Here is a 21,634-nt window from a genome sequence, read left to right on the forward strand (position 1 = left end):
GTGGTAGCAGACATGATGGTGAGCGTGGGCATCGACCGCGTTCTGACCGTCGACCTGCACGCGGAGCAGATCCAGGGCTTCTTTGATGTACCTGTGGATAACGTGTACGGCTCTTCTGTCTTGCTGGACGACATCGAGCGCCAGAGCTACGAAGACCTGGTGGTGGTTTCTCCCGACATCGGCGGCGTAGTGCGTGCCCGTGCAGTCGCCAAGAGCCTGGACTGCGACCTGGCCATCATCGACAAACGTCGCCCGGCAGCCAACGTGGCCGAGGTGATGAACATCATCGGTGAAGTGAGTGGCCGCACCTGTCTACTGGTGGACGATATGGTAGATACCGCCGGCACCCTGTGTAACGCTGCCGCCGCACTGAAAGATCACGGGGCCAAAAAGGTTGTGGCCTACTGTACTCACCCGGTCCTGTCCGGCAAGGCAATCGACAACCTGAACAATTCTGTAATGGATGAACTGGTAGTCACCGACTCCATCCCCCTGGGCGACAAAATGGAAAAGGCTCCAAAGATCCGCCAGCTGACTCTTTCCGCCATGCTGGCCGAGTCCATGCGTCGCATCAGCAACGAAGAGTCCCTGTCGGCAATGTTCCGTTCTTAAGGGTTCCGCTCGTAACCCCCAGTTGCGGCAGTTCGCCCTACCGGCAGACTCCCGCAGCGAAGACTGCGCGCATACCCGCGACAATACGCTGGCAATCCCCAGCACTTGCCCTTAGAATACGCGCCCGCCCGGCACTGCCGGGCGTTTACTATTGGGCGTTTCAATAGATTCTGCCCCTTTTATAGCAATGCCAGAAGGTTCCGGTCGCAGGTCCTTCTGGACAGACAACCTGAGGTTTACCCCATGTCTGATTTCAAACTGAATGCCAGCGTCCGTAGCGACGAAGGGAAAGGTGCGAGCCGCCGCCTGCGTCGCCTGGAAGCGAAAGTTCCGGCCATCATCTACGGCGGCAAGGCCGAGCCGCAGTCCATCGCCCTGCTGCAGAAGGACGTATTCAAGGCCCTGGAAAACGAAGCTGTTTTCTCCTCCGTTCTGACCCTGAACGTAGACGGCAAGGAAGAGAGCGTGATCCTGCGCGACCTGCAGCGTCACCCGGCCAAGGCCATCCTGCTGCACGCTGACTTCCAGCGCGTTTCCGCGGACACCAAAGTACACGTGAAAGTACCGCTGCACTTCCTGAACGAAGAGTCCTGCAAAGGCGTCAAGGCTGGCGGTATCGTTTCTCACACCCTGACCGAGCTGGACATCAGCGCGCCGGCTTCCAAGCTGCCCGAGTTCATCGAAGTGGACCTGGCCGGCCTGGAAATGGACGCCACCATCCACATCTCCGATCTCAAACTGCCGGCTGGCGTTGAGTCCGTAGATCTGGCCCACGGCGAAGACCACGACCTGGTTGTTGCGTCCGTACACAAGCCGCGCGGCGCCGTAGAAGCTGAAGCCGAAGAAGGCGAAGGCGAAGAGTCCGGCGAGTAATCTCGCTGGCAGATGTTCAGGCACCCTGAAAAGGTAAGTTGACTTGAGCAAGGCTCCCGACACGCCCATCCAGTTGATCGTCGGCCTGGGTAACCCAGGCCCCGAGTATGACCGGACGCGTCACAACGCGGGAGCCGACTTTGTCTCCGAGCTGGCCCGTATCCACGGTAGCCAGCTCGCGCCAGACAGCAAATATCACGGCCTCACCGGCCGCGTGCGAGTCGGCGGGCAGGATATCCGCCTGCTGATTCCCACCACCTATATGAATCGCAGCGGCCAGGCAGTGGGCCCGCTGGCGAACTTCTTCAAGATTCCCGTTCAGGCCATTCTGGTCGCTCACGATGAGCTGGACCTCCCCTCCGGTACCGCGCGCCTGAAAAGCGGCGGCGGGCACGGCGGACACAACGGCCTGCGCGACATCATCGCCGCACTGGGCAACAACCGTGAGTTTATGCGCCTGCGCCTCGGCGTCGGCCACCCCGGCAATGCCCGCGACGTGGTGAACTATGTCCTGCAGCGCGCACCCCGCGTCGAGCAGGACCAACTGGCCGAAGCCATCGACCGCGCTGTCGATGTGCTGCCAAGCGCCGCCAGCGGCGACTGGAACGCGGCCATGAAAGCGCTTCACACCAATTCCAAAGCAAAGTAGATAGCGGGCGGCAACGCTTCCGCCCCCTATTCAGCAACAGGATTCAAACCATGGGTTTTACTTGCGGCATCGTCGGCCTGCCCAACGTGGGCAAATCCACTCTGTTCAACGCCCTGACCAAGGCCGGCATCGATGCAGAAAACTTCCCCTTCTGTACCATTGAGCCGAACGCTGGCGTAGTGCCGGTGCCCGACCCGCGCCTGGACAAACTGGCGGAAATCGTCAAACCCCAGCGCGTGTTCCCCACCACCATGGAGTTCACCGATATTGCAGGGCTGGTGGCCGGCGCCTCCAAGGGGGAGGGCCTGGGTAACAAGTTCCTCGCCAATATCCGCGAAACCGACGCCATCGCCCACGTAGTACGCTGCTTCGAGGACGACAACGTCATCCACGTGGCCAACAAGGTACATCCGGTGGCTGACATCGAGGTGATCAACACCGAACTGGCGCTGGCAGACCTGGATACCGTGGAAAAAGCCCTGCAGCGCTATACCCGCGCGGCCAAGGGCCAGGACAAACACGCGATCAAGATGAAGGCGCTGCTGGAAAAGGTCCAGCCGCACCTGGATGAGGCCAAACCGCTGCGCTCCTTTGGCCTGAGCGATGACGAACTGGCAGACCTGCGGGAGCTGAGCCTGCTCACCGTCAAGCCCACCATGTACATCGCCAACGTGGACGAAGACGGCTTCGAGAACAATCCACACCTGGACGCCGTGGCGGCCATTGCCGCAGAGGAAAACGCGGTACTGGTGCCGATCTGCAACAAGCTGGAAGCGGAAATCGCCGAACTCGACGACGACGAAAAACAGGAATTCCTGGAAGAGCTGGGCATGGAAGAGCCGGGCCTCAACCGCGTGATCCGCGCCGGCTACCAGCTGCTGGGCCTGCACACCTACTTCACCGCCGGGGTGAAAGAAGTGCGCGCCTGGACCATCCCCCTGGGCGCCACCGCGCCGCAGGCGGCAGGCAAGATCCACACGGATTTCGAAAAGGGCTTTATCCGCGCTGAAGTGGTGAGCTATAACGACTTCGTCGCCAACAAGGGCGAAGCCGGCGCCAAGGAAGCCGGCAAGTGGCGTCTGGAAGGCAAGGAATACGTGGTCGCAGACGGCGATGTGGTGCACTTCCGCTTTAACGTCTGATCGCAGCCGCTTCTCTCTCCGCTCCCGCCACAGGGAGCGGCCCCCTCCCCCAATCCCGACAACGCTATGTATCAATCCAACTGGAAAGTGGGCCTGCCGCTGGCGCTTACCACGGCTTTCCTCTGGGCCCTGCTGCCCATCGCCATGAAGGGCCTGATCGCGGATATGGATTCCACCACGGTCACCTGGTATCGCTTCTTCGGCGCCGCCCTGTTTGCCGGTGCGTTTTATGGCTGGCGGCGTGACCTGGCGCTGGGACAGTTGCTGCGCGGCAGGCTGCTGCCCTTTACCGTTCTGGCGGTCGGCGGCCTGCTGGGCAATTACATCGCCTACGCCTGGGGACTCAATTACATCACTCCGGGCGCCCTGCAGGTGCTGATCCAGCTGGCTCCCCTGCTCCTGTTGATATTCAGCGTGATCTGGCTGGGAGAACGCTTCTCGCCGCGCCAGTGGATGGGGGTATTGCTGGTGTGTATCGGCCTGCCGCTGTTCTTCAACCTGCGCCTGCAGGAGTTGCTGCGCGGCAACGACCCGCAATACCTGATCGGCGTCGGCCTGGTGGCGATCGCCGCGGTGACCTGGGCCGTGTACGGGCTCTTCCAGAAAAAGATTGTCGCGGAATCCCGCCCGCAGAACCTGCTGATGATGATCTATCTGGCAGGCACCCTTTGCTTCCTGCCAATTGCCACACCCAGCAGTGCGCTGCAGCTGGATACCCTGGGGTGGGCGTTGCTGCTGTTCCTCACCGCAAACACCCTGATCGCCTATGGCGCCTTTGCCAAGGCCATGGCCGCGTGGGAGGCCTCACGGGTAAGCGCCACCCTGGCCCTGGTGCCCTTGATGACTCTGGCCCTGAGCACCCTTATAGGTACCCTGTGGCCCGGCTTTATCGAGCTCGAGCCCATGAACTGGATCAGCTGGCTGGGTGCGCTGGCGGTGGTTTTCGGTTCGCTGACCGCCGCCATCGGCCGCGGACGCTGATTTCAACATTGCGCGCTAACCCACTGATTAATTTACTAAAAAGGTGTTGACAGCCACCGGCCTCGCCCCCATAATTCGCGCCCTCGGTTAGCCGAGAACGTTTGTGGCAAGGTAGCTCAGCTGGTTAGAGCGCAGCACTCATAATGCTGAGGTCGGGAGTTCAAGTCTCCCCCTTGCTACCATTTTCCTCTGTGAGGACCAGCCTCACAGCACCTTTACTGGGGTGTAGCCAAGCGGTAAGGCAGCGGGTTTTGATCCCGTCATGCGTAGGTTCGAATCCTACCACCCCAGCCATATTTATAGTTGGCAGTGAGTCTGGCGAAAGCAGCGCACTCTGACAGGTTCGAGCCGGAGCTGGCGCAGCCAGCGGAGACCAGCGAGCCGCAGGCGAAGCTAATCCTAGCACCCCAGCCATATACACAAGAAAGGCGATTCCTTGCGGAATCGCCTTTCTTGTTTATACCTGACACACCCTCTCAAGTAGCGACAGAAACAACTCCCTCTTCCCCACAGTCCACAGCCCGAGCTATACGCAACCGCTCCCGACGCAGCCCCAGCAGCCTGAGTGCTTCAAAGCCGCCCAGGCAGACAAGCACCGCAAGTAGTGCCAGTGCCAGGCCCGACACCCCGAGCGTGGCGCGCTCGGAAAAGCAGGCCCATACAAACTGCACCACACACAGCAGAGCCACCACCAACAGCGTGGGCCGGCGCCCGATCAGCCCGACCACAAACACACCCAGCGGAGCCCCGAGTGCCACCACCGGCGCCGCCGCCAGCCAGTTACCCAGTACCCCGGGCTGCCAGTCGCCGGAAAGGCTCTTCACCGCAACGCCCACCAGCGAAGTAAACGCCATGATCACCACCGAGGTAGGAATCGCCACCTTCAGATCCACCCGGCTCAGCAAAACCAGCGCCGCGTAGACCACCATATCGATCCCGACACCGGTCACCGACACAGCCGAGAACCCGGCCACCGCGCCGAGAACCAGGCCCACGCGGAAGTCCGCCGGGCAGCGGGGGTCGCCGGCGTGATCGTGGCCGGTAATTTCATTCAGGCGGTACAGGTGCAGGATACCGAAGCTGCCCCAGATCACAGCAAACGCCAGCTTCACCCAGAGCTCGGGGACCAGGGGCGCAAAGAAAATGATTCCCAGCGGGGTAGCCACCAGGCTGCCCAGCAGTGCACCGCGCAACATGGCCCACGCCAGCGGCTGACGGCGACAGAAGATAAAGATACTGGCGCTGACCATACCAATGGATTGCACCGCAAAACTGAAGTCCCGCCCGAGACTGGCGGGCATATCAAACAGCAGCACGAGAACAGGAAAGCCCACGGTACCACCGCCCATCGGGGTCGAGCCCGCGGCGTAGCTGCCGATGGCCATGGATAGCGCCATTGGCCAGTGCTCCGCCACCAGTCCCCACAGCCCCTGTCCAAAGACAAACAGCGCCCACAGGCCGTAAAACATGCCCAGAAAGGTCAACCAGACGGCATAGCGGGAGAAATTCATAGCGCGCGGGAGAGTGTCATCGGGGTCCAGGAAAGAAGAAGAAGAAACCCCCGGAAGGATGGCGAGCCCCGAGGGACTCGCCCACCAGAGATCAGGCTTCGGCCTGCATCTTGGCCAGACGGGAGAACTGGTGCATGGAGCCCAGCTGCGCGTACAGCGGCGGCAGGAAGCCACGCTTGCGGAAATCGGCAAAGTCTTCTTCGCTCAATTCGCTCAGTTTCTTCTCATCAACCATGTAAATACCGGTCAGGTTGATCTTCTCACCACCCGCGTTGACCGCAATATTCTGGGTAGTCAGCAGGTCCTTCTCCGCCAGAATGGTGATGAAAGCCTTGGTCATCTGGTCGCTTTCCAGGTAGCCAACCAGAGATTCTTTTTTGGCCTTCAGGTATTCGGTCTCTTCTCCGGCCTCGGAGAACAGGGCATTACCCTCTTCTTCACCAACAACCGGGCTGTTCTCGATCAGGCCAACCATCAGCTGCTCTTTGTTTTCGCCGGCCGGAGCCAGAACGAAGGGGTGGTTGCGCACAGCGCCCGGAACGAAAACACCTTTCCACTTTTCGCCGTCTACAAACAGGTTTTCGCCTACTTTCAGGCTCAGCAGCGCAACAGACTGGAACTGGTCGGTATCGGAGTTCTTGACGAAAACAATCGGGTATTCCGCACCCAAACGGGCGAATTCATGAGCAGTCACCGGCACCATGTGTGCGTTCTTTACGTGCTCAAAGGTCCCCAATTCACGGACTTTCAGCTTACCGTGGACGTCGCTGCGCAGAGGAACGATTTTTGGGGCTTCTACAGTGGCCATACAACACCTTATTGAAATTTGAAGTTATTCTAAAAAAACCCGGACAGTATATTTTTTATACTCAAAAACGGAAGCAAAAAGTTACACCAGTCAGGCGGAAGTTGCCAGTAAAAACCGTGCTCACCCGTACCGGAGCGATCACTCCTCCGACAGCTGCTTCAGCAGCCACGGGCGAATCTGATTCAAACGCTCTTCGCCGCTCTTATCCAGAAAGCCCCGAGCGGTCTCCGGGATGTGCCCCGCCACCTCGCTGTCGTTCCCGAACAGGTAAAAATCAAACAGCGCTTTCCAGGCTTGGCGAACCGGTTCCGAGCGGTCGCGAAGCGTCGCCATGGATAGCAGCATCGCATCCAGCGGCATTGCCCCCCTTGCCCCTCCGATCGCACCACCCTGCCAGTAATTGACCAGCACATTGATCTCATCCAGCGCCTCCACATGATGCCACCAGAGTGCGGGAATATAGATCGCATCTCCGGGGTTCAATACGGCCACCTGTGCATGTTCAAGTGCCTGCCTGAACCTGGGGAAGCGGTCAAAGTCGGGCTCATTCAGTGACACCATACTCACCGGCGCGCCAGATGGTGTCTTGTCGATTGGGCCTATATACAGGTTGGAGATCTGTTCCGGTGGGAACAAAACAAAACGGCGTCTTCCGGCAGCGACGCATGCGATATTTTCAGCATCGTCGTGATGGGTTGCCACAATGGTTTTTCCCCCAACCCAAATACGGGGGCGCACAGAATCATCCATAAGTGACATCAGGTTTTCCAGATGCACATCCGTAAAATAGTCATCGGTATAAGCACTCTGCAGAGAGACTACGGGAGCATCTGGATCCCCCTTCTGCCTTAGCAAGCGCTCGGAAAACTCATAAAACGTTGTTTTAACCCGGCGAAAGTTAAACCCGCTCAGATCCGAGGTATAAAAATAGCGACCGCCGCTATCCCTCGGCGCCTCAACGGTTTTCACCGGGCCCGGAATGGTTTTTTTCTGTAGATACCGAATCAGCGATTTATCGGACTCTCGCGCCCGGGATACAAGCTCCCAATCGTCAACCAACCCACGCAAAACCACCGGCTGGTGCGCAGAAACTACGGAATTCTGGAAATAGTCGCGACTTACCGAGCTCACCTCCGGAATCGGCCGTATCCGCTCAAAAATGCCATCTACCATAATTGGTGGCTCCAATCTTGCTGATTGCAGCGGCACCCCCGAAATAACCATCAGGTTACCGCTATTACCTTCAGGGCACTATAACACCGATCATTTACACTTTTTTCGCGCATAAAAAAACCGGGTCAGTGACCCGGTTTTGTCTGACAGAAAAGCTATCAGAAGGACATGCGAGCACCGACTACGAAACGGCGTCCGTTTTCGTAAGCGGACATCAGGCGATTGCCGTCAGTGTTGTACTCGACCAGCTCTTCGTCAGTCAGGTTGACCGCTTCAAACACGATGTCGATGTTCTCAGTGACCGAGGCACTAACGCTCGCATCCCACTGACCGTAGGAGTCATTCCAAAGCTCGTCACCATTGTAGTGCAGACCTTTGTACCACTCGGTACGGTAGTTGTACATCAGACGAGCGCCCATCCAGTCATTCTCGTAGTAGCCGGTCAGGTTGTACATGTGCTCGGAAGCACCTTCAACCAGGCCAGAACCGATCAGAGCAATGTCACGCTCCTGGTCAGACTTCGCATCAGTGTAGGTGTAGTTAGCCTGCACACCGAAGCCATCGAAATCGTGCTGCCAGCTCAGTTCCAGACCGTTGGTGGTACCACCCTCGCCATTCGTCGGCGTGGTGAAAGCCACATCTACATTCTCGCCAGTCTGCTCGTTGTAACGAGGCTCAACCGTGGTAACACCGAAGGTATAGCTGTCGATATCCTTGAAGAAGTAGGTTGCTGCGAGCAAGGATGAATCGTCGTAATACCACTCGTAAGAAGCGTCAAACTGGCTTGCCAGCATCGGCTCCAGCTGCGGATTACCCTTCTGGCCAGTCGGGTTTGCCTGATTCAGTGAACCGAAAGTTTCGAACGGAGACAGTTCGCTCTGGTTGCGACGGGCCATAACACGGGCCGCGCCCAAGCGTACAACAGTGTCATCGCTCAGGTCGTAAATGAAGTTAGCACTCGGCAGCACTTCGCTGTAGTCGTTATCTTCAGTTACCCAGTTCAGTTCTGCCGGGGCCAACCAGGCGCGATCCAGGGTGTAGAAGCCCCAGGACGGGTTGTTGGGATCGTCGTTCCACTGGTAGCCGCTGGAGGCCTGCTCAGTTTGAACGTAACGTACACCCACGTTACCGCGATAGCTTGCGCCTTCAAAATCGCCCTGGACATACAGCGAGGTAATGTCTTCAGCTACTGCCCAGTTCTGCGCGAGTTCCAGAGAGCGAGCGTAGTCGGCAGCAACACCATTGATTCCGTTAAACGCGATGTCTTCCATCACGTCGCGGTTCTGCTCGATTTGCTGAGTCAGATTACCGGAGACCGGGGCATCGACGGAAACATTGCCGTTGGCGTTCAGGCCACAAGTAGCCAGTGTCGGACAGTTTTCGAAAATGGTGTTGAGGTAGCTACCGGCATGCCAGCTGTATACGGTACGCTCCTGAGCGCGCTCTGCTTCGCGAACCTTGAGGCCGGTCTTGATATTGGTGAACGCCGCAATCTCGACCGGGATATCCAGATCAATCTGCGCGTAGGTTTCTTCGTCGGTAGTAGGACGCTCGCCACCCCAGATCCAGCCAGCACCAAAGGCTTCAGCATCGGTGGTCGAAGGATCGGTATTTACCACTCGGCTGTTCAGGTCGTAGGTGTAATTAGCTTCGCCAGTCACATACTCCCAGGAAGTTTCACGGTAAGTACCGCCTTCTGCAGCAGTTTTACCCACCACACCGGTCAGGCTGAACGCATCGGTTTCGTACTCTACCGTGAAGTCAAAAGACTCGGTCTCGGTACGGGAGATACGGTTGATGAAATCGATATAAATCGCACCGGTGCCATCGGTAACTTCGGAGGAGGTGATGTTGCCGCCGCTCAGCCCGCTGTTATCGATGATTTGGCCACGACTATTGTTCGGCAGAATCAGGAAGTTCTGGTTCTGGTTGTCGGAGCTCATCTCCGAAGTGAGCGCATTGAAGGTGAAAGTCAGCTCTTCGGTCGGCGCTGCCTGCGCGGACAGGAAGAAGGTTTCACGCTCACGATCCTGCTCAAACTTGGCCACACCAATGTGGCTCGGGACGCTGTAGGCATCATCAGCTGATTCGTTCCAGCCAAGGACTTCCATACCTTCACGCTGAACTGAGCGGTCTTGCTTGACCGCAGACACCAGCACGCCGAAGGTTTCGGATTCATTCTTCCAGGAATACTGAGCTGCAACTTGCGGGTCGTTCTCACCGGACTTGTCGGAGTACTGGCTTTCAACCGCGATATTCACCGCATTCGCTTCCAGATCCAGCGGGCGACGGGTTTTAACGATAACCGTACCGCCGATGGAACCTTCGTCGATGGAAGCCATCGGAGATTTGTACACTTCCAGACCGGAAATCAGAGTGGAGGGCAGCAGAGTGTAGTTAAAGCTGCGAGCAGGATCATCCAGGATAAACCAGTCGGCGGTAGCTACGGTCTGACCGTTCAGCAAAGTACGGTTCAAATCCGGACCGGCACCACGAATGCTGATCTTTTCACCTTCACCGAATTCACGGCTTACCGCCAGGCCCGGGACGCGGGACAGAGACTCTGCCACGTTTTTATCCGGGAACTTGCCGACATCTTCCGCAGAAATAGCATCAACGATGGCATTGGCATCGCGCTTGGTGCTGAGAGCGTCTTGCAGAGAAGCACGAATACCGGTAACGGTAATCTCTTCCAGAGCCGCGTCCTGAGCAACTGCCAGCGGAGCCACGAGGCTACCACCGAGTACAGCTGCGCTGATCGAGAGAGCGAGTTTGTTGCGCTTGAGCATCGATTTCCCCTTCCTTTTTTATAGATATAAAGGTTTGGTTAGAAACTTTTTTATTCACCTTGTACCGCCAAATGATAGCGCTGTCATCTGTTTTTATGATAGCGCTGTCATTCTCAGGATCGACAATACACAGAAAACGGCCAAAAAGCTACAGCCTCCGGGACAAAATCCGTGGATATTTTGGCGGAGATGGCCTCTTTTACCTGCCGTAACTGACAAACCTGCACGGGAATCCGCGGCTAGTCACGGGCGTATATAAAGGGGAAAAGAGGCACTACCAGGCCATCTCTCGAATATAACAAGAAATCTGGTCACGCTTTTTGCCTTGCCCGGCGGGAAGGGCCTTGGAAAAACATGAGGAAAGGACAGGTGAGGAAAGTGCCCTCCCCTGCACGGGGAGGGCCAGAAACGAGGGTTACTCGATTTCCTTGATGCGCATGGAACTGGTGCCGCCATTCATATTCAGGCGTTCCCCCTGGGTAATCAGAATGCGCTGGCCTTTCACCAGGTCAATCCTGGAACTCAGTACCTCGATGATTGCATCGGTCAGATGCCCGAGCGGGACCGAAGCCGGATCGAACTCCACCGGCTCCACCCCACGCAGAAGTACCAGCTGACGGGCCACCTGCGGGTGACGGGTCAGAGCGTAGATCGGCAGCTGGGTGGTCGCCCGGGACATGATCCGCGGGGTGCGACCGGATTCCGTCAGCGCCGCCACCGCGCACAGGTTCTCCACCCGTGCCGCGGACTCAATCGCCGCCTGGGCGATGACCGTGTCGATACTCTCGGAACCGGACTTGCTGGCCGCGCCGCGTTTGGTGGTGCCCAGGTACTGTTCCGCACCGACAACCACTTCCGCCATGGATTCCACCGCCGCTACCGGGAAGTCTCCCGCGGCAGTTTCGGCGGACAACATTACCGCATCGGTGCCGTCCAGTACCGCATTGGCCACGTCCATGACTTCAGCGCGCGTGGGTGTCGGGCTGGTGATCATGGACTCCATCATCTGGGTCGCGGTGATCACGCCGCGGTTCAGGGCATTGGCGCGGTCGATCAGTTTTTTCTGCACCCCGACCAGTGCCGCATCGCCGATCTCAACTCCGAGATCTCCACGAGCCACCATGATCACGTCGGATGCCAGGATGATTTCATCCATCTGGTCGTCGTTACCGACCGCCTCTGCGCGCTCGACCTTGGCCACGATGGCGGCATTGCTGCCGGCTTCGCGCATGGCTTTGCGTGCAATTTCCAGGTCTTCACCGCTGCGGGGGAAGCTTACCGCGAGAAAATCCACATCCAGCTCTGCCGCCAGCTTGATATCCTGGTAATCCTTTTCCGTCAGCGCCGGTGCCGACAGGCCACCACCCAGCAGGTTGATACCCTTGTTGTTGGACAGTTTGCCACCCTGCAACACCCGGCAGAACAGTTTGCTATTGGTACCGCCAGTCACTTCTAGACGAATCTTGCCATCGTCCAGCAAAAGGATATTGCCGGGTTTGCAGTCTGCAATCAGGGACGGGTAATCCACACCCACGCGCTGCTGGTTGCCCCCCTCTTTCGGGCAGTCTGCATCGAGGGTGAACTCGGCATTGTTTTCCAGAAAAATGCTGCCTTCGGCAAAACGCGCGATGCGAATTTTCGGGCCCTGGAGATCCCCCAGTACCGCAACGAGCTTGTTCTGCTCGGCCGCTGCGCGGCGCACCTCTTCCACGCGCTTGCGATGGTCGTCGGCGCTGCCGTGAGAAAAATTAAGACGTACAACGTTGACGCCCGCGCGGATAATTTCGTCAATAACCCGAGGCTTGTCAGTGCCCGGCCCCAGGGTGGCAACGATTTTTGTATGGCGAATCATAATTGGCGGTATTTGCTTATCGGTTGGATTTGAGACAGATGTATTTCTTATTTCGCTGCCGGCGAAACCGGAGTGGGTATTGCACCCGCTCCGGCGGGGTGGTTCCAGGAACCACCCTCTTCACGGTCAGCCTTTCGCTATCAGGCGGTTTCCGCGGCAGCCTTCTGCAATTGCAGGGCTTTTGCCATGGCCAGGCTGGTATCCAGCATACGGTGAGAGAAGCCCCACTCGTTGTCGTACCAGGCCATAACTTTTACCAGGTTGCCATTGACGCGTGTGTGATTCGCATCGAAGTGGCTGGATGCCGTGGTGTGGTTAAAGTCCACGGAAACCAGCGGCTGCTCGCAGAAAGATAGGACGCCGCCCTTCATGGAACCGGAAGCGTCGAGCATGATTGCATTGATTTCTTCCGCGGTGGTTTCACGGCCGGCAATAAACTGACAATCCACCAGAGAAACATTGTTCACCGGAACTCGCACGGCCATGCCGTCGAGCTTGCCCTGCAGTTCCGGCAGCACCAGACCTACCGCAGCGGCGGCACCGGTCTTGGTGGGGATCATATTGTCTGCCGCAGCGCGGGCGCGGTAGATGTCCTTGTGCACCGCATCCTGGGTGTTCTGGTCGTTGGTATACGCGTGCACGGTGGTCATGAAGCCGCGCTCGATACCTACCGCACGGTGCAACGCCTGGGCTACCGGGGCCAGGCAGTTGGTAGTACAGGAAGCATTGGAAACCACCTTGTGTTCTGCGGTGAGCTTATGGTCATTGACACCGTAAACCACCGTCAGATCCGCATCCTTGGACGGCGCGGAAATCAGAACAGCCTTGGCGCCCGCCTGCATATGCGCAGATGCCGCTGCCTTGTCGGTGAACAGGCCGGTACATTCCAGCACCAGGTCCACTTCCAGCTCGCCCCACGGCAGCTCCGCCGGATTGCGCACCTGGCAGACTTTAACCTGGTCGCCGCCGATCATCAGGTTTTCACCATCTACCGCAACTTCCGTATTGAAGCGACCGTGTACCGTATCGAATCGGGTCAGGTGCGCATTGGCCTCAACCGGTGCCAGGTCGTTGATCGCAACCAGCTGAATACGATCGTTATAACCGGATTCGTAAATCGCACGGGTTACGTTGCGGCCGATGCGGCCATATCCATTGATAGCAATTCTGAGTTTCATATCGCTAACACCCTCTGTGAACTTTCGGATTATTAAATTTGCTTTCTAGTGCCCGGCGGGCTTTGGCCCACTCTATCGGCTGTAATGCTTCAGTGCGCAGCCAGCATCGGATCAACCCCGGCCGCCAGCCACGTCACACATTATTTTTTTAGTGCAGACGCCTCACGGGAAAGACGGGTGACCTCGGCCCAGTTTTTCTCCGCCACCAATTTCGGCGCGGCCATCCAGGAACCCCCTACACAGACGACGTTTGACAGGGCCAGATAGTCGCCTGCATTGTTCGGGCTGACACCACCGGTCGGGCAGAATTTCACCTGGCCCAGGGGACCACCAATGGACTTCAACATCGGGACTCCACCGGCAGCTTCCGCGGGGAAAAATTTCTGGTAGTGGTAGCCACGCTCCAGCAGGCGCATAACCTCTGAAGGATTGGCTGCACCCGGCAGCAGCGGCACACTGGTTGTGTCCGCTGCATCCAGCAGGGCTTCCGTCGCACCGGGGCTGACCATAAAGGTCGCACCGGCATCCACCGAGCGCTGCACGTCCACTGCATTCAATACGGTGCCGGTGCCAACGTGGGCGTCCGGCAGGTGTTTGGCAATTTCTTCCACAGCTGCCAGTGCCGCTTCGGTGCGCAGGGTGACTTCCAGTACGTTGAGTCCACCCTCTACCAGCGCCTGAGCCAGGGGCAGCGCGTCTTTCACGTCATCGATAACCAGAACCGGCACCACTCCGGCCTGCTGCAAAACTTGTGCGAGTTGCTGTTGCATGATTACTTCCTGATTTTTTTCCTGATCAAATTCCCGTTCAGGGTGCCCAGTAAACAGTGACCGGCTTCAGCCCCTGCTTGAGAATGCTGCGCACCGGCATCTCCTGCTCGTCATCACCCAGCAGAGCCTCGCGGTAAACCTTGAGCTTTTCTTCACCGGTGATCAGCAGCTTGATTTCTTTCGCCTGCAAAATGGCCGCAAGGGTGAGAGTCATGCGCTCGGTATGCGCCCCGGTCACCGCACTCTGTTTGGCCGTGATCGCTTTGCACAACTTGCCGGACGCGGGATCCAGGGCCTCGTCCAGGCCTTCCGCGTACGGAAAAAATGACGCGGTATGACCGTCGTTCCCCATCCCCAGCACACAGACATCGAATGGCTGCGGCAGCTCCCGATAGGCCCGCTCGCAATCCGCCTCGCCCGCTGCGGGCGTAGCCGCCGGGTTTTTCATACCGAGAAATGGTGCCTCGGCAGCTTCATTCTGCAGCAGGCTGTTGGCGATAAACGCGTGGTTACTGCCCGCCTCATCCTTCTCTACCCAGCGCTCATCTACCAGCGCTACATTGATCTGCTGCCACGGCAGCGGGCGCCTGGACAGGGCCTTGTAAACCGGTTCCGGCGAGCTGCCGCCGGACACCAGAAAAGTAGCCTGGCCGTTGGCCTTGATACCCGCCTGCAGTTTTTCGGCGCAATCACTGGTCAGCGCCAGTGTCAGCCTTTCCCTGTTCGCAAAAAATTTTTCTTCAACCATGTCTGTGAACCGTGAATTGATTGGACGGCGATTGCCGGTCAGCAGTTGAACCAGTGGTGACCGTTTTCTGCCAGCAGCTGATTGGACGCCTGCGGTCCCCAGGTGCCCGCCCGGTATAGCTGCGGCTGATTGTTGGTTTCGCGCCAGTGATCCATGATCGGATCCACCCAGGCCCAGGCAGCGGCCACTTCTTCCCGGTGAATAAACAGCGCGGAATTATTTTCCGCGGCATCCAGCATCAAGCGCTTGTAGGCGTCACTCTTGAAGCTGTCGTAGGTATCGGAAAGCGTCAGGTTCAGTTCCACCGGCTGCAGTTCCATGGTGAGGCTGTCCATTTTCTTGGCCATCAGCACCAGCTTGATACTCTCTTCCGGCTGCAGACGAATCACCAGGCGATTGGGCAGTACCTCACCGGCTTCCGGCTGGTACACGCGGTGGGAAACTTTCTTGTACTGGATGACGATTTCGGCACAGCGCTTTTCCATGCGCTTGCCGGTGCGCAGATAGAAAGGCACACCGGTCCAGCGCCAGTTATCGATGTGTGCGCGTATGGCAACGAAGGTTTCCGTAGTACTGTTGGCCGCCTTCAGCTCCTCCAGGTAACCCGGCACCAGTTCCTTGCCCAGGCCACCGGCCACGTACTGACCGCGGACGATGTTCTTGTCGACCTTCTCCCCGGTCAGCGGACGCAAGGCTTCCAGAACCTTGATTTTTTCCGCTCGGATATTGCGCGCGGACATGGAGTTGGGGGACTCCATTGCGGTCAGGCACAGGAGCTGCAGCAAATGGTTCTGCACCATGTCGCGCAGTGCGCCGGTGTCATCGTAAAAACCCGCGCGCCCTTCGAGACCTACGGTTTCGGAAATGCTGATCTGGATATGATCGATGGATTTGGCATCCCACAGGTGCTCGAACAGCACATTGCTGAAACGCAGGGCCAGCAGGTTCTGGACGGTTTCCTTACCCAGGTAGTGGTCGATACGGAAAATGCTGTCTTCCGGGAAGTACTCGGCAATCTTGCTGTTGATCTCATCGGAAGTCCTGGCGTTGTAGCCCAGCGGCTTCTCCACCACCACCCGGGAATTCTCGTGGATCAGCCCCTTGAGCGAGAGGTTTTCGCAGCAGGGACCGAATACCGCCGGCGGAATCGCCAGATAGAACAGGCGGGTACGCTTGGTATCCTTGCCGAGGATATCCACCAGGCCGTCCCACTGTTCGTCGGGCTTGGAAATATCCAGGGCCACGGCGCGCAGCATATCGCTGAAGCTCTTCCAGTTCTTGTCGCTGTACTCCCCATCCCGCAGATGGGTTTTCAGGGCCTGCTGTGCGGTCTGCAGATATGCGTCTGCGTCGTCCTGACGGCGACACACCGGGAGGATGCGCGTGCCCTTGTCCAGGCCACCCTCGATATAGGCGCGGTACAGCGCGGGAATCAGCTTGCGCAGTGACAGATCACCACCGCCGCCAAACAGTACCATGTCGAATGCTTTTGCCATTGTGTTCTGCTCTTAAACAGTACGCGCGGGCACCGGGCCCGCGCTGAATTCGTGTTAGAAAAGAATGCTTGCACCGGTTTCCGCGCCACTGGCGAGGGCGCGTAGATTGGTAAACAGATCCCGCCCCATGCCGATGGCATTGTCGGACAGGTCGCATTCCGCCAGCGGGCGTGCCGCCAGTTCTTCATCACTTACATGGACTTTCAGAACTCCGGCCTCGGAGTCCAGCTCGATAATGTCGCCATCCTGAATCTTCGCGATAGCACCACCTTCAACCGCCTCCGGAGACAGGTGAATGGCTGCGGGCACCTTGCCGGAAGCGCCGGACATGCGCCCGTCGGTAATCAGCGCCACCTTGAAGCCGCGGTCCTGCAATACCCCGAGAGATGGCGTCAGCTTGTGCAGTTCCGGCATCCCGTTGGCCTGAGGCCCCTGGAAGCGCACTACCGCAACGAAATCTTTTTCCAGTTCGCCGGCCTTGAACGCGGTCAGCAGGTCGTCCTGGTGATTGAACACCACTGCGGGGGCTTTCACTTTCAACTGCCCGGGCTTCAGCGCGGAAACCTTGATCACGCTGTTGCCCAGGTTGCCCTCCAGCAACTGCAGGCCGCCGTGCCTGGAGAAGGGATCACTGGCCGGGCGAATGATGTCCGGATTGCCGCTTTCCTCCGCGGTCGGGCGCCACACCACCCCATCCTTGTCTTCATTCAGGAATGGATCGTAGGTATAGGGCTCGAGGCCGGAATCACCCAGCACGGTGGAGACATCGCCGTGCAACAGTCCTGCACCCAGCAGCTCGCGAATCAGGAACTGCATACCGCCAGCCGCGGCAAAGTGATTGATGTCAGCGGTACCGTTCGGATAGACGTGGCACATCAGCGGAACGATTTCGGAAAGCTCCGCCATATCCTGCCAGGTGATCTGGATACCGGCGGCGCGCGCCATGGCGATCAGGTGCATGGTGTGATTAGTGGAGCCGCCGGTCGCGTGCAGGCCGACAATGCCGTTAACAAAGGCTTTTTCCGTAAGGATTTTTGCAATCGGGGTGTACTGGCTGGGCTCGGTGTTGTGTACCAGCTGCTTCACTGCGGCAGCATTCAGCGCATCGCGCAGTTCAGTGCCCGGATTGACGAAGGAGCTGCCCGGCAATTGCAGCCCCATGATTTCCACCAGCATCTGGTTGCTGTTGGCAGTGCCGTAAAAGGTACAGGTGCCGGCGCTGTGGTAAGACGCGCTTTCCGCTTCCAACAGCTCCTTGCGGCCGACCTTGCCCTCGGCGTACAGCTGACGCACACGGACTTTCTCGGCATTGGCGAGGCCGGTAGGCATCGGCCCCGCGGGCACGAACATTGCCGGCAGGTGGCCGAAAGACAGCGCACCGATCACCAGGCCCGGCACGATCTTGTCGCAGATACCGAGATAAAAACTGCCATCGAACATGTCGTGGGACAGGGAAACCGCGGTGGCCATGGCGATCACATCGCGGGAAAACAGCGACAGTTCCATCCCCGGCTGCCCCTGGGTTACGCCGTCACACATCGCGGGCACGCCGCCGGCCACCTGGGCGGTTGCGCCGTTGCGCAGTGCTTCCGCCTTGATCATTTCCGGATAGGTGCCGTAGGGCTGGTGCGCCGACAACATGTCGTTATAGGCAGTGACGATGGCCAGGTTGGGTCCCTGGCCGGAAGCGATCAGGTTTTTGTCGTGATCGCTGGAGGCGGCCATGGCATGCGCCAGGTTACCGCAGGAGAGCTTGTGCCGGGCGCGCCCCTTGCTCTGGGCGCGCTCGACCTGGGCCAGGTACTTCGCCCGGGTTTCCGCACTGCGCTCCACAATGCGCTCGGTAACCGCCTGTACACGACTGTTTACCACGTTACTTTTTGCCATTTTTCAACTCTTCGTTTTTTATCAGCCCACCACCGGTTGCCGTTACATCGCTTGAGCAGCGTCTGCCGTCATCGCCTCCGGCATCTCGGCTGGTGTGGCCGCGCCGGCTGTGACCCGGCGGTAATATTCGATCAGCTGTGCTGTAGATGCGTCTTCTGCGGCCAGGTCACCCTGGACCAGCTTTGGCTCGAGACCCGCAGCCAAACCCTTTCCGAGCTCCACACCCCACTGATCGAAGGAAAAAATCTGCAGAATCACACCCTGAACAAAGATTTTGTGCTCATAAAGCGCGACCAATGCTCCGAGTGACCGGGGGCTCAATTCTTTCAAGAGTATTGTGTTGCTGGGCTTTCCACCCCTGTGTACCTTGAATGGCGTCAGCCTTTTTATTTCTGCTTCACCGAGCCCTTTGGCCGCCAGCTCGCGCCCCACTTCTTCCGCACTGACTCCGTTCATCAGCGCCTGGCTCTGGGCCAGCATGTTGGCCAGCAGGATTTCGTGGTGACCTTGGAGGTCGTGCCCCGGTGCCACACTGCCGATAAAATCCGCCGGCACAATTTCCGGGCTCTGGTGCAGGTACTGGTAAAACGCATGCTGCCCGTTGATGCCCGTCTGCCCCCATATTAGGGGTCCGGTGGCGTAGTCCACCTCAGCCCCTGCACGGGTAGTAGACTTGCCGTTACTCTCCATGTCCGCCTGTTGCAGGTACGCCGGCAACATGTGCAGGGCCTGCTCGTAGGGCAAAATTGCCTGCGCCGGATAGCCCATAAAGGTGCAGTACCAGGTGCTCAGCAGTGCCATGATCACCGGCGCGTTACGCTCCAGTTCCGCCTCGCGGAAGTGGCGATCCATACTCGCGGCGCCGTCCAGCAGCGCGCGGAAGTTCTCAAAGCCGCAGGCAATCGCTATCGGCAGCCCGATCGCGGACCACAGCGAGAAGCGCCCGCCAACCCAATCCCAGAAGCGGAACACCCGCTCCGGCGCCACCCCGAATGCCTGCGCCCGCTCGGGGCTGGCAGTCACCGCCACAAACTGCTGCTTCAGCAGCTCGGCCGCCTCCAGGCCACTCGCCTGCTCCAGCCAGCGCAGCGCGCTGCGGGCGTTGGTCATCGTCTCGCTGGTGGTGAAAGTCTTCGAGGAGACGATAAACAGGGTTGATTCGGCATCCAGGCCGACCAGCACGTCCGTGAGCTGGGCTCCATCCACATTGGATACAAAATGCACTGCGACATCGCCCTTCCGGTGGGCACGCAGTGCTTCGATGGCCATTTGCGGCCCCAGATGGGATCCGCCAACGCCCAGATTGACCACATCGGTAATCCGCTTGCCGCTGTAGCCTGTCAGGTCGCCATTATGTAGTAAAACTACAAGCTTTTTCAAGCGACCCAACTCGCACTCCACAGCGGCCATTACCGACTGGTCATTGAACTCGACATCCCTGGGCAGAGCGCCACGCAGTGCGGGGTGTAGAACCGGGCGCCCCTCGGTGGCATTGATGGGTTGACCGGCAAAGAAGTCATCCCGCCAGCGCGGCAGTTCCCCGTCCTCCGCCAAGCGTAATAAATTTACAAAAACATCGCGGTCCAGCAGGTTTTTCGAGAAATCCAGCAGGAATTCCGGCAATTCGAGCGAAAAGTGTGCCGCCCGCCCCGGGTCCCCGGTGAACAGGTCTCGCAGGCTTCGCCCCTTCATGGCCTCGGCCTGGGACTGCAATTGCTGCCAGATGGGAAGTTGAGAGATGGTCATGGACTGCCCCCTGAATTGGGCGCCAGAGTGCAATCTGCCGGCGCCGGTTATTCTTATCGCGCCCGCCAGCTGTTTCTGCGGATAGCTGGTCAAGGTAAATGACAACGCTGTCATATGCTGCCCAGATTCACACAGATGCCAGACACTGTCAATCGGGCCTGTAGTTTTTCTCCAAATGTGAAAAAACGCGAAAACACCGGAAAGGCCGCCAATCGCCGATAAATGCCACAATAGAGGTGGGGCATGCCGGGCCTGTGACCACAAAGCCATCGTCCCCGGCAGCCTAAGGGGGTAAACTGCCCCGCTGGGCAAGACAAGGAAACAGTGCCGATCATGAAAAGCACCATCAACGATGTGGCTGCCAAAGCCGGGGTATCCATCAAGACCGTTTCCCGGGTCATCAACAATGAGCCGTCGGTGCGGCCGGCCACGCGCAAGAAAGTCATGGATGCGGTGGCGGAACTGCACTACCAGCCGAATCTGGCAGCGCGCAACCTGGCGGGCACCCGCAGCTACACCATTGCCCTGATCTACGACAACCCCAACGCCTACTACGTGATCGATATGCAGAACGGTATTCTCGAGGCCTGCAAGGCCCGCGGCTACGAACTGCTGATCCACCCCAGCAACTCCAAGTCGGAAACCGTCAACGATGAACTGCGCGCACTGGTGGAACACTCCAAGGTGGCGGGTGTGGTGCTGACCCCGCCCTTCTCTGAGACCCAGTCGGTCATCGATGAGGTAAAAAAACTGGGGCTCGATTACGTGCGCATCGTTTCCAGTCAGGCGGCCCAGGGCGATGAAGACAACTGCATCCAGGTGGACGACAGCGAGGCGGCATTCGAAATCACCAAACACCTGATCGAGCACGGCCACCGCCGGATCGGCTTCCTCTGCGGCGGCGAAGAGCACGTTTCCACTCACGGCCGCCTCGAGGGCTACAGGCAAGCACTGCAGCAGGCGGGCATCGCGATCGACCAGAGCCTCATCGTTCCCGGGGAATATGCGTTTGATTCCGGGGTGGAGGGTGCCAAGGCACTACTGCAGCTGGACAACCCGCCCACCGCAATCTTTGCCAGCAACGACGAGATGGCGGCCGGCGCGCTGTTTGCCGCGCGTCTGATGCACATTGAAATCCCGGAACAGCTATCCATTGTCGGCTTTGAGGACAGCCCCTTCTCCCGCCAGACCTGGCCAAAGCTGACCACCGCACACCAGCCCAACAACGAGATCGCCAAGTGCGCCGCGGCGCTGGTACTGAACAAGGCCAGAAGCAAAGGCGCCGCGGAAAGCGCGTCCGCCGCCAAGGACGCGGGCATCACGAAAAAGTTTGTCCCGGAGCTGCTGGTGCGCGATTCCAGTGGCGATGCTCCCTCCCCCTGACTCCCGCTCCCGACTTCTCTGCCTACCCCGCGCGCG

Annotated in this window: 17 protein-coding genes and 2 tRNA genes; 8 read left to right on the plus strand and 11 right to left on the minus strand. The window is 58.7% G+C overall.

The features are described from left to right. The 7 genes from QZ511_RS07155 to QZ511_RS07185 all read left to right on the plus strand — a co-directional run. Positions 1–612 (plus strand): ribose-phosphate diphosphokinase (locus QZ511_RS07155; RefSeq protein ID WP_295801084.1); only part of this gene is annotated, 612 nt, incomplete at its 5' end. Between the two features lie 243 nt (positions 613–855). Then, positions 856–1,485, plus strand: a complete 630-nt coding sequence (locus QZ511_RS07160; protein ID WP_295801086.1) for a 50S ribosomal protein L25/general stress protein Ctc — start codon at positions 856–858, stop codon at positions 1,483–1,485. Between the two features lie 43 nt (positions 1,486–1,528). Beyond that, a complete protein-coding gene (gene pth / locus QZ511_RS07165; RefSeq protein ID WP_295801088.1) occupies positions 1,529–2,134 on the plus strand; it encodes an aminoacyl-tRNA hydrolase in 606 nt (201 codons plus the stop codon). A 50-nt stretch (positions 2,135–2,184) separates the two neighbouring features. Further along, complete coding sequence (ychF, locus tag QZ511_RS07170; protein ID WP_295801092.1) at positions 2,185–3,276, plus strand: redox-regulated ATPase YchF; 1,092 nt, start codon at positions 2,185–2,187, stop codon at positions 3,274–3,276. Between the two features lie 66 nt (positions 3,277–3,342). Further along, the gene (locus QZ511_RS07175) at positions 3,343–4,257 is read left to right on the plus strand and encodes a DMT family transporter (protein WP_295801096.1); all 915 of its coding nucleotides are present in this window, start codon (positions 3,343–3,345) and stop codon (positions 4,255–4,257) included. A gap of 105 nt (positions 4,258–4,362) precedes the next feature. After that, a tRNA-Met gene (locus tag QZ511_RS07180) sits at positions 4,363–4,439 on the plus strand. 37 nt (positions 4,440–4,476) lie between these two features. Next, positions 4,477–4,551 (plus strand) — tRNA-Gln (locus QZ511_RS07185). 182 nt (positions 4,552–4,733) lie between these two features. Here the strand turns inward: QZ511_RS07185 and QZ511_RS07190 are convergent. The 11 genes from QZ511_RS07190 to pgi all read right to left on the minus strand — a co-directional run bounded on the left by QZ511_RS07190 (position 4,734) and on the right by pgi (position 20,215). Continuing rightward, on the minus strand, positions 4,734–5,768 hold the full coding sequence (locus QZ511_RS07190; protein ID WP_295801098.1) for a sulfite exporter TauE/SafE family protein: 1,035 nt from the start codon (positions 5,766–5,768) through the stop codon (positions 4,734–4,736). A gap of 91 nt (positions 5,769–5,859) precedes the next feature. Beyond that, a complete protein-coding gene (locus QZ511_RS07195) occupies positions 5,860–6,576 on the minus strand; it encodes a SapC family protein (RefSeq protein ID WP_295801102.1) in 717 nt (238 codons plus the stop codon). A gap of 138 nt (positions 6,577–6,714) precedes the next feature. Next, positions 6,715–7,749 (minus strand): cupin-like domain-containing protein, encoded by a 1,035-nt coding sequence (locus QZ511_RS07200; protein ID WP_295801104.1) that lies wholly within the window; start codon positions 7,747–7,749, stop codon positions 6,715–6,717. Between the two features lie 158 nt (positions 7,750–7,907). Next, positions 7,908–10,538 carry a TonB-dependent receptor gene (locus QZ511_RS07205; protein ID WP_295801108.1) on the minus strand — a complete coding sequence of 877 codons (2,631 nt, stop codon included), beginning with the start codon at positions 10,536–10,538 and terminating at the stop codon, positions 7,908–7,910. 415 nt (positions 10,539–10,953) lie between these two features. Then, complete coding sequence (gene pyk, locus QZ511_RS07210; RefSeq protein WP_295801111.1) at positions 10,954–12,390, minus strand: pyruvate kinase; 1,437 nt, start codon at positions 12,388–12,390, stop codon at positions 10,954–10,956. 140 nt (positions 12,391–12,530) lie between these two features. Further along, positions 12,531–13,568: a type I glyceraldehyde-3-phosphate dehydrogenase gene (gene gap, locus QZ511_RS07215; RefSeq protein ID WP_295801114.1), complete on the minus strand. Its 1,038-nt coding sequence runs from the start codon at positions 13,566–13,568 to the stop codon at positions 12,531–12,533. Positions 13,569–13,708: 140 nt separating this feature from the next. Next, positions 13,709–14,338, minus strand: coding sequence for a bifunctional 4-hydroxy-2-oxoglutarate aldolase/2-dehydro-3-deoxy-phosphogluconate aldolase (locus QZ511_RS07220; protein WP_295801117.1), 630 nt, complete (start codon positions 14,336–14,338; stop codon positions 13,709–13,711). A 37-nt stretch (positions 14,339–14,375) separates the two neighbouring features. After that, complete coding sequence (gene pgl / locus QZ511_RS07225) at positions 14,376–15,086, minus strand: 6-phosphogluconolactonase (RefSeq protein ID WP_295801120.1); 711 nt, start codon at positions 15,084–15,086, stop codon at positions 14,376–14,378. A 38-nt stretch (positions 15,087–15,124) separates the two neighbouring features. Continuing rightward, positions 15,125–16,582 carry a glucose-6-phosphate dehydrogenase gene (gene zwf / locus QZ511_RS07230; RefSeq protein WP_295801124.1) on the minus strand — a complete coding sequence of 486 codons (1,458 nt, stop codon included), beginning with the start codon at positions 16,580–16,582 and terminating at the stop codon, positions 15,125–15,127. A gap of 54 nt (positions 16,583–16,636) precedes the next feature. Then, positions 16,637–18,469: a phosphogluconate dehydratase gene (gene edd, locus QZ511_RS07235; RefSeq protein ID WP_295801127.1), complete on the minus strand. Its 1,833-nt coding sequence runs from the start codon at positions 18,467–18,469 to the stop codon at positions 16,637–16,639. Between the two features lie 42 nt (positions 18,470–18,511). Beyond that, positions 18,512–20,215 carry a glucose-6-phosphate isomerase gene (gene pgi, locus QZ511_RS07240; RefSeq protein ID WP_295801130.1) on the minus strand — a complete coding sequence of 568 codons (1,704 nt, stop codon included), beginning with the start codon at positions 20,213–20,215 and terminating at the stop codon, positions 18,512–18,514. A gap of 333 nt (positions 20,216–20,548) precedes the next feature. Here pgi and QZ511_RS07245 point away from each other — a divergent pair, with 333 nt between their 5' ends. Further along, on the plus strand, positions 20,549–21,598 hold the full coding sequence (locus QZ511_RS07245; protein WP_295801131.1) for a LacI family DNA-binding transcriptional regulator: 1,050 nt from the start codon (positions 20,549–20,551) through the stop codon (positions 21,596–21,598). Positions 21,599–21,634: the final 36 nt, after the last annotated feature.

Source organism: uncultured Microbulbifer sp., from assembly GCF_913055755.1.
Classification (GTDB): Bacteria; Pseudomonadota; Gammaproteobacteria; order Pseudomonadales; family Cellvibrionaceae; genus Microbulbifer.

What these genes read in the sequence shown, in the direction of transcription:
- zwf (WP_295801124.1), bottom strand. Translation starts at nt 16,582, where the DNA reads ATGGCAAAAGCATTCGACATGGTACTGTTTGGCGGCGGTGGTGATCTG.
- QZ511_RS07200 (WP_295801104.1), bottom strand. Translation starts at nt 7,749, where the DNA reads ATGGTAGATGGCATTTTTGAGCGGATACGGCCGATTCCGGAGGTGAGC.
- QZ511_RS07220 (WP_295801117.1), bottom strand. Translation starts at nt 14,338, where the DNA reads ATGCAACAGCAACTCGCACAAGTTTTGCAGCAGGCCGGAGTGGTGCCG.
- QZ511_RS07195 (WP_295801102.1), bottom strand. Translation starts at nt 6,576, where the DNA reads ATGGCCACTGTAGAAGCCCCAAAAATCGTTCCTCTGCGCAGCGACGTC.
- pgi (WP_295801130.1), bottom strand. Translation starts at nt 20,215, where the DNA reads ATGACCATCTCTCAACTTCCCATCTGGCAGCAATTGCAGTCCCAGGCC.
- gap (WP_295801114.1), bottom strand. Translation starts at nt 13,568, where the DNA reads ATGAAACTCAGAATTGCTATCAATGGATATGGCCGCATCGGCCGCAAC.
- QZ511_RS07205 (WP_295801108.1), bottom strand. Translation starts at nt 10,538, where the DNA reads ATGCTCAAGCGCAACAAACTCGCTCTCTCGATCAGCGCAGCTGTACTC.
- pyk (WP_295801111.1), bottom strand. Translation starts at nt 12,390, where the DNA reads ATGATTCGCCATACAAAAATCGTTGCCACCCTGGGGCCGGGCACTGAC.
- QZ511_RS07245 (WP_295801131.1), top strand. Translation starts at nt 20,549, where the DNA reads ATGAAAAGCACCATCAACGATGTGGCTGCCAAAGCCGGGGTATCCATC.
- pgl (WP_295801120.1), bottom strand. Translation starts at nt 15,086, where the DNA reads ATGGTTGAAGAAAAATTTTTTGCGAACAGGGAAAGGCTGACACTGGCG.
- ychF (WP_295801092.1), top strand. Translation starts at nt 2,185, where the DNA reads ATGGGTTTTACTTGCGGCATCGTCGGCCTGCCCAACGTGGGCAAATCC.
- QZ511_RS07190 (WP_295801098.1), bottom strand. Translation starts at nt 5,768, where the DNA reads ATGAATTTCTCCCGCTATGCCGTCTGGTTGACCTTTCTGGGCATGTTT.
- QZ511_RS07175 (WP_295801096.1), top strand. Translation starts at nt 3,343, where the DNA reads ATGTATCAATCCAACTGGAAAGTGGGCCTGCCGCTGGCGCTTACCACG.
- edd (WP_295801127.1), bottom strand. Translation starts at nt 18,469, where the DNA reads ATGGCAAAAAGTAACGTGGTAAACAGTCGTGTACAGGCGGTTACCGAG.
- QZ511_RS07160 (WP_295801086.1), top strand. Translation starts at nt 856, where the DNA reads ATGTCTGATTTCAAACTGAATGCCAGCGTCCGTAGCGACGAAGGGAAA.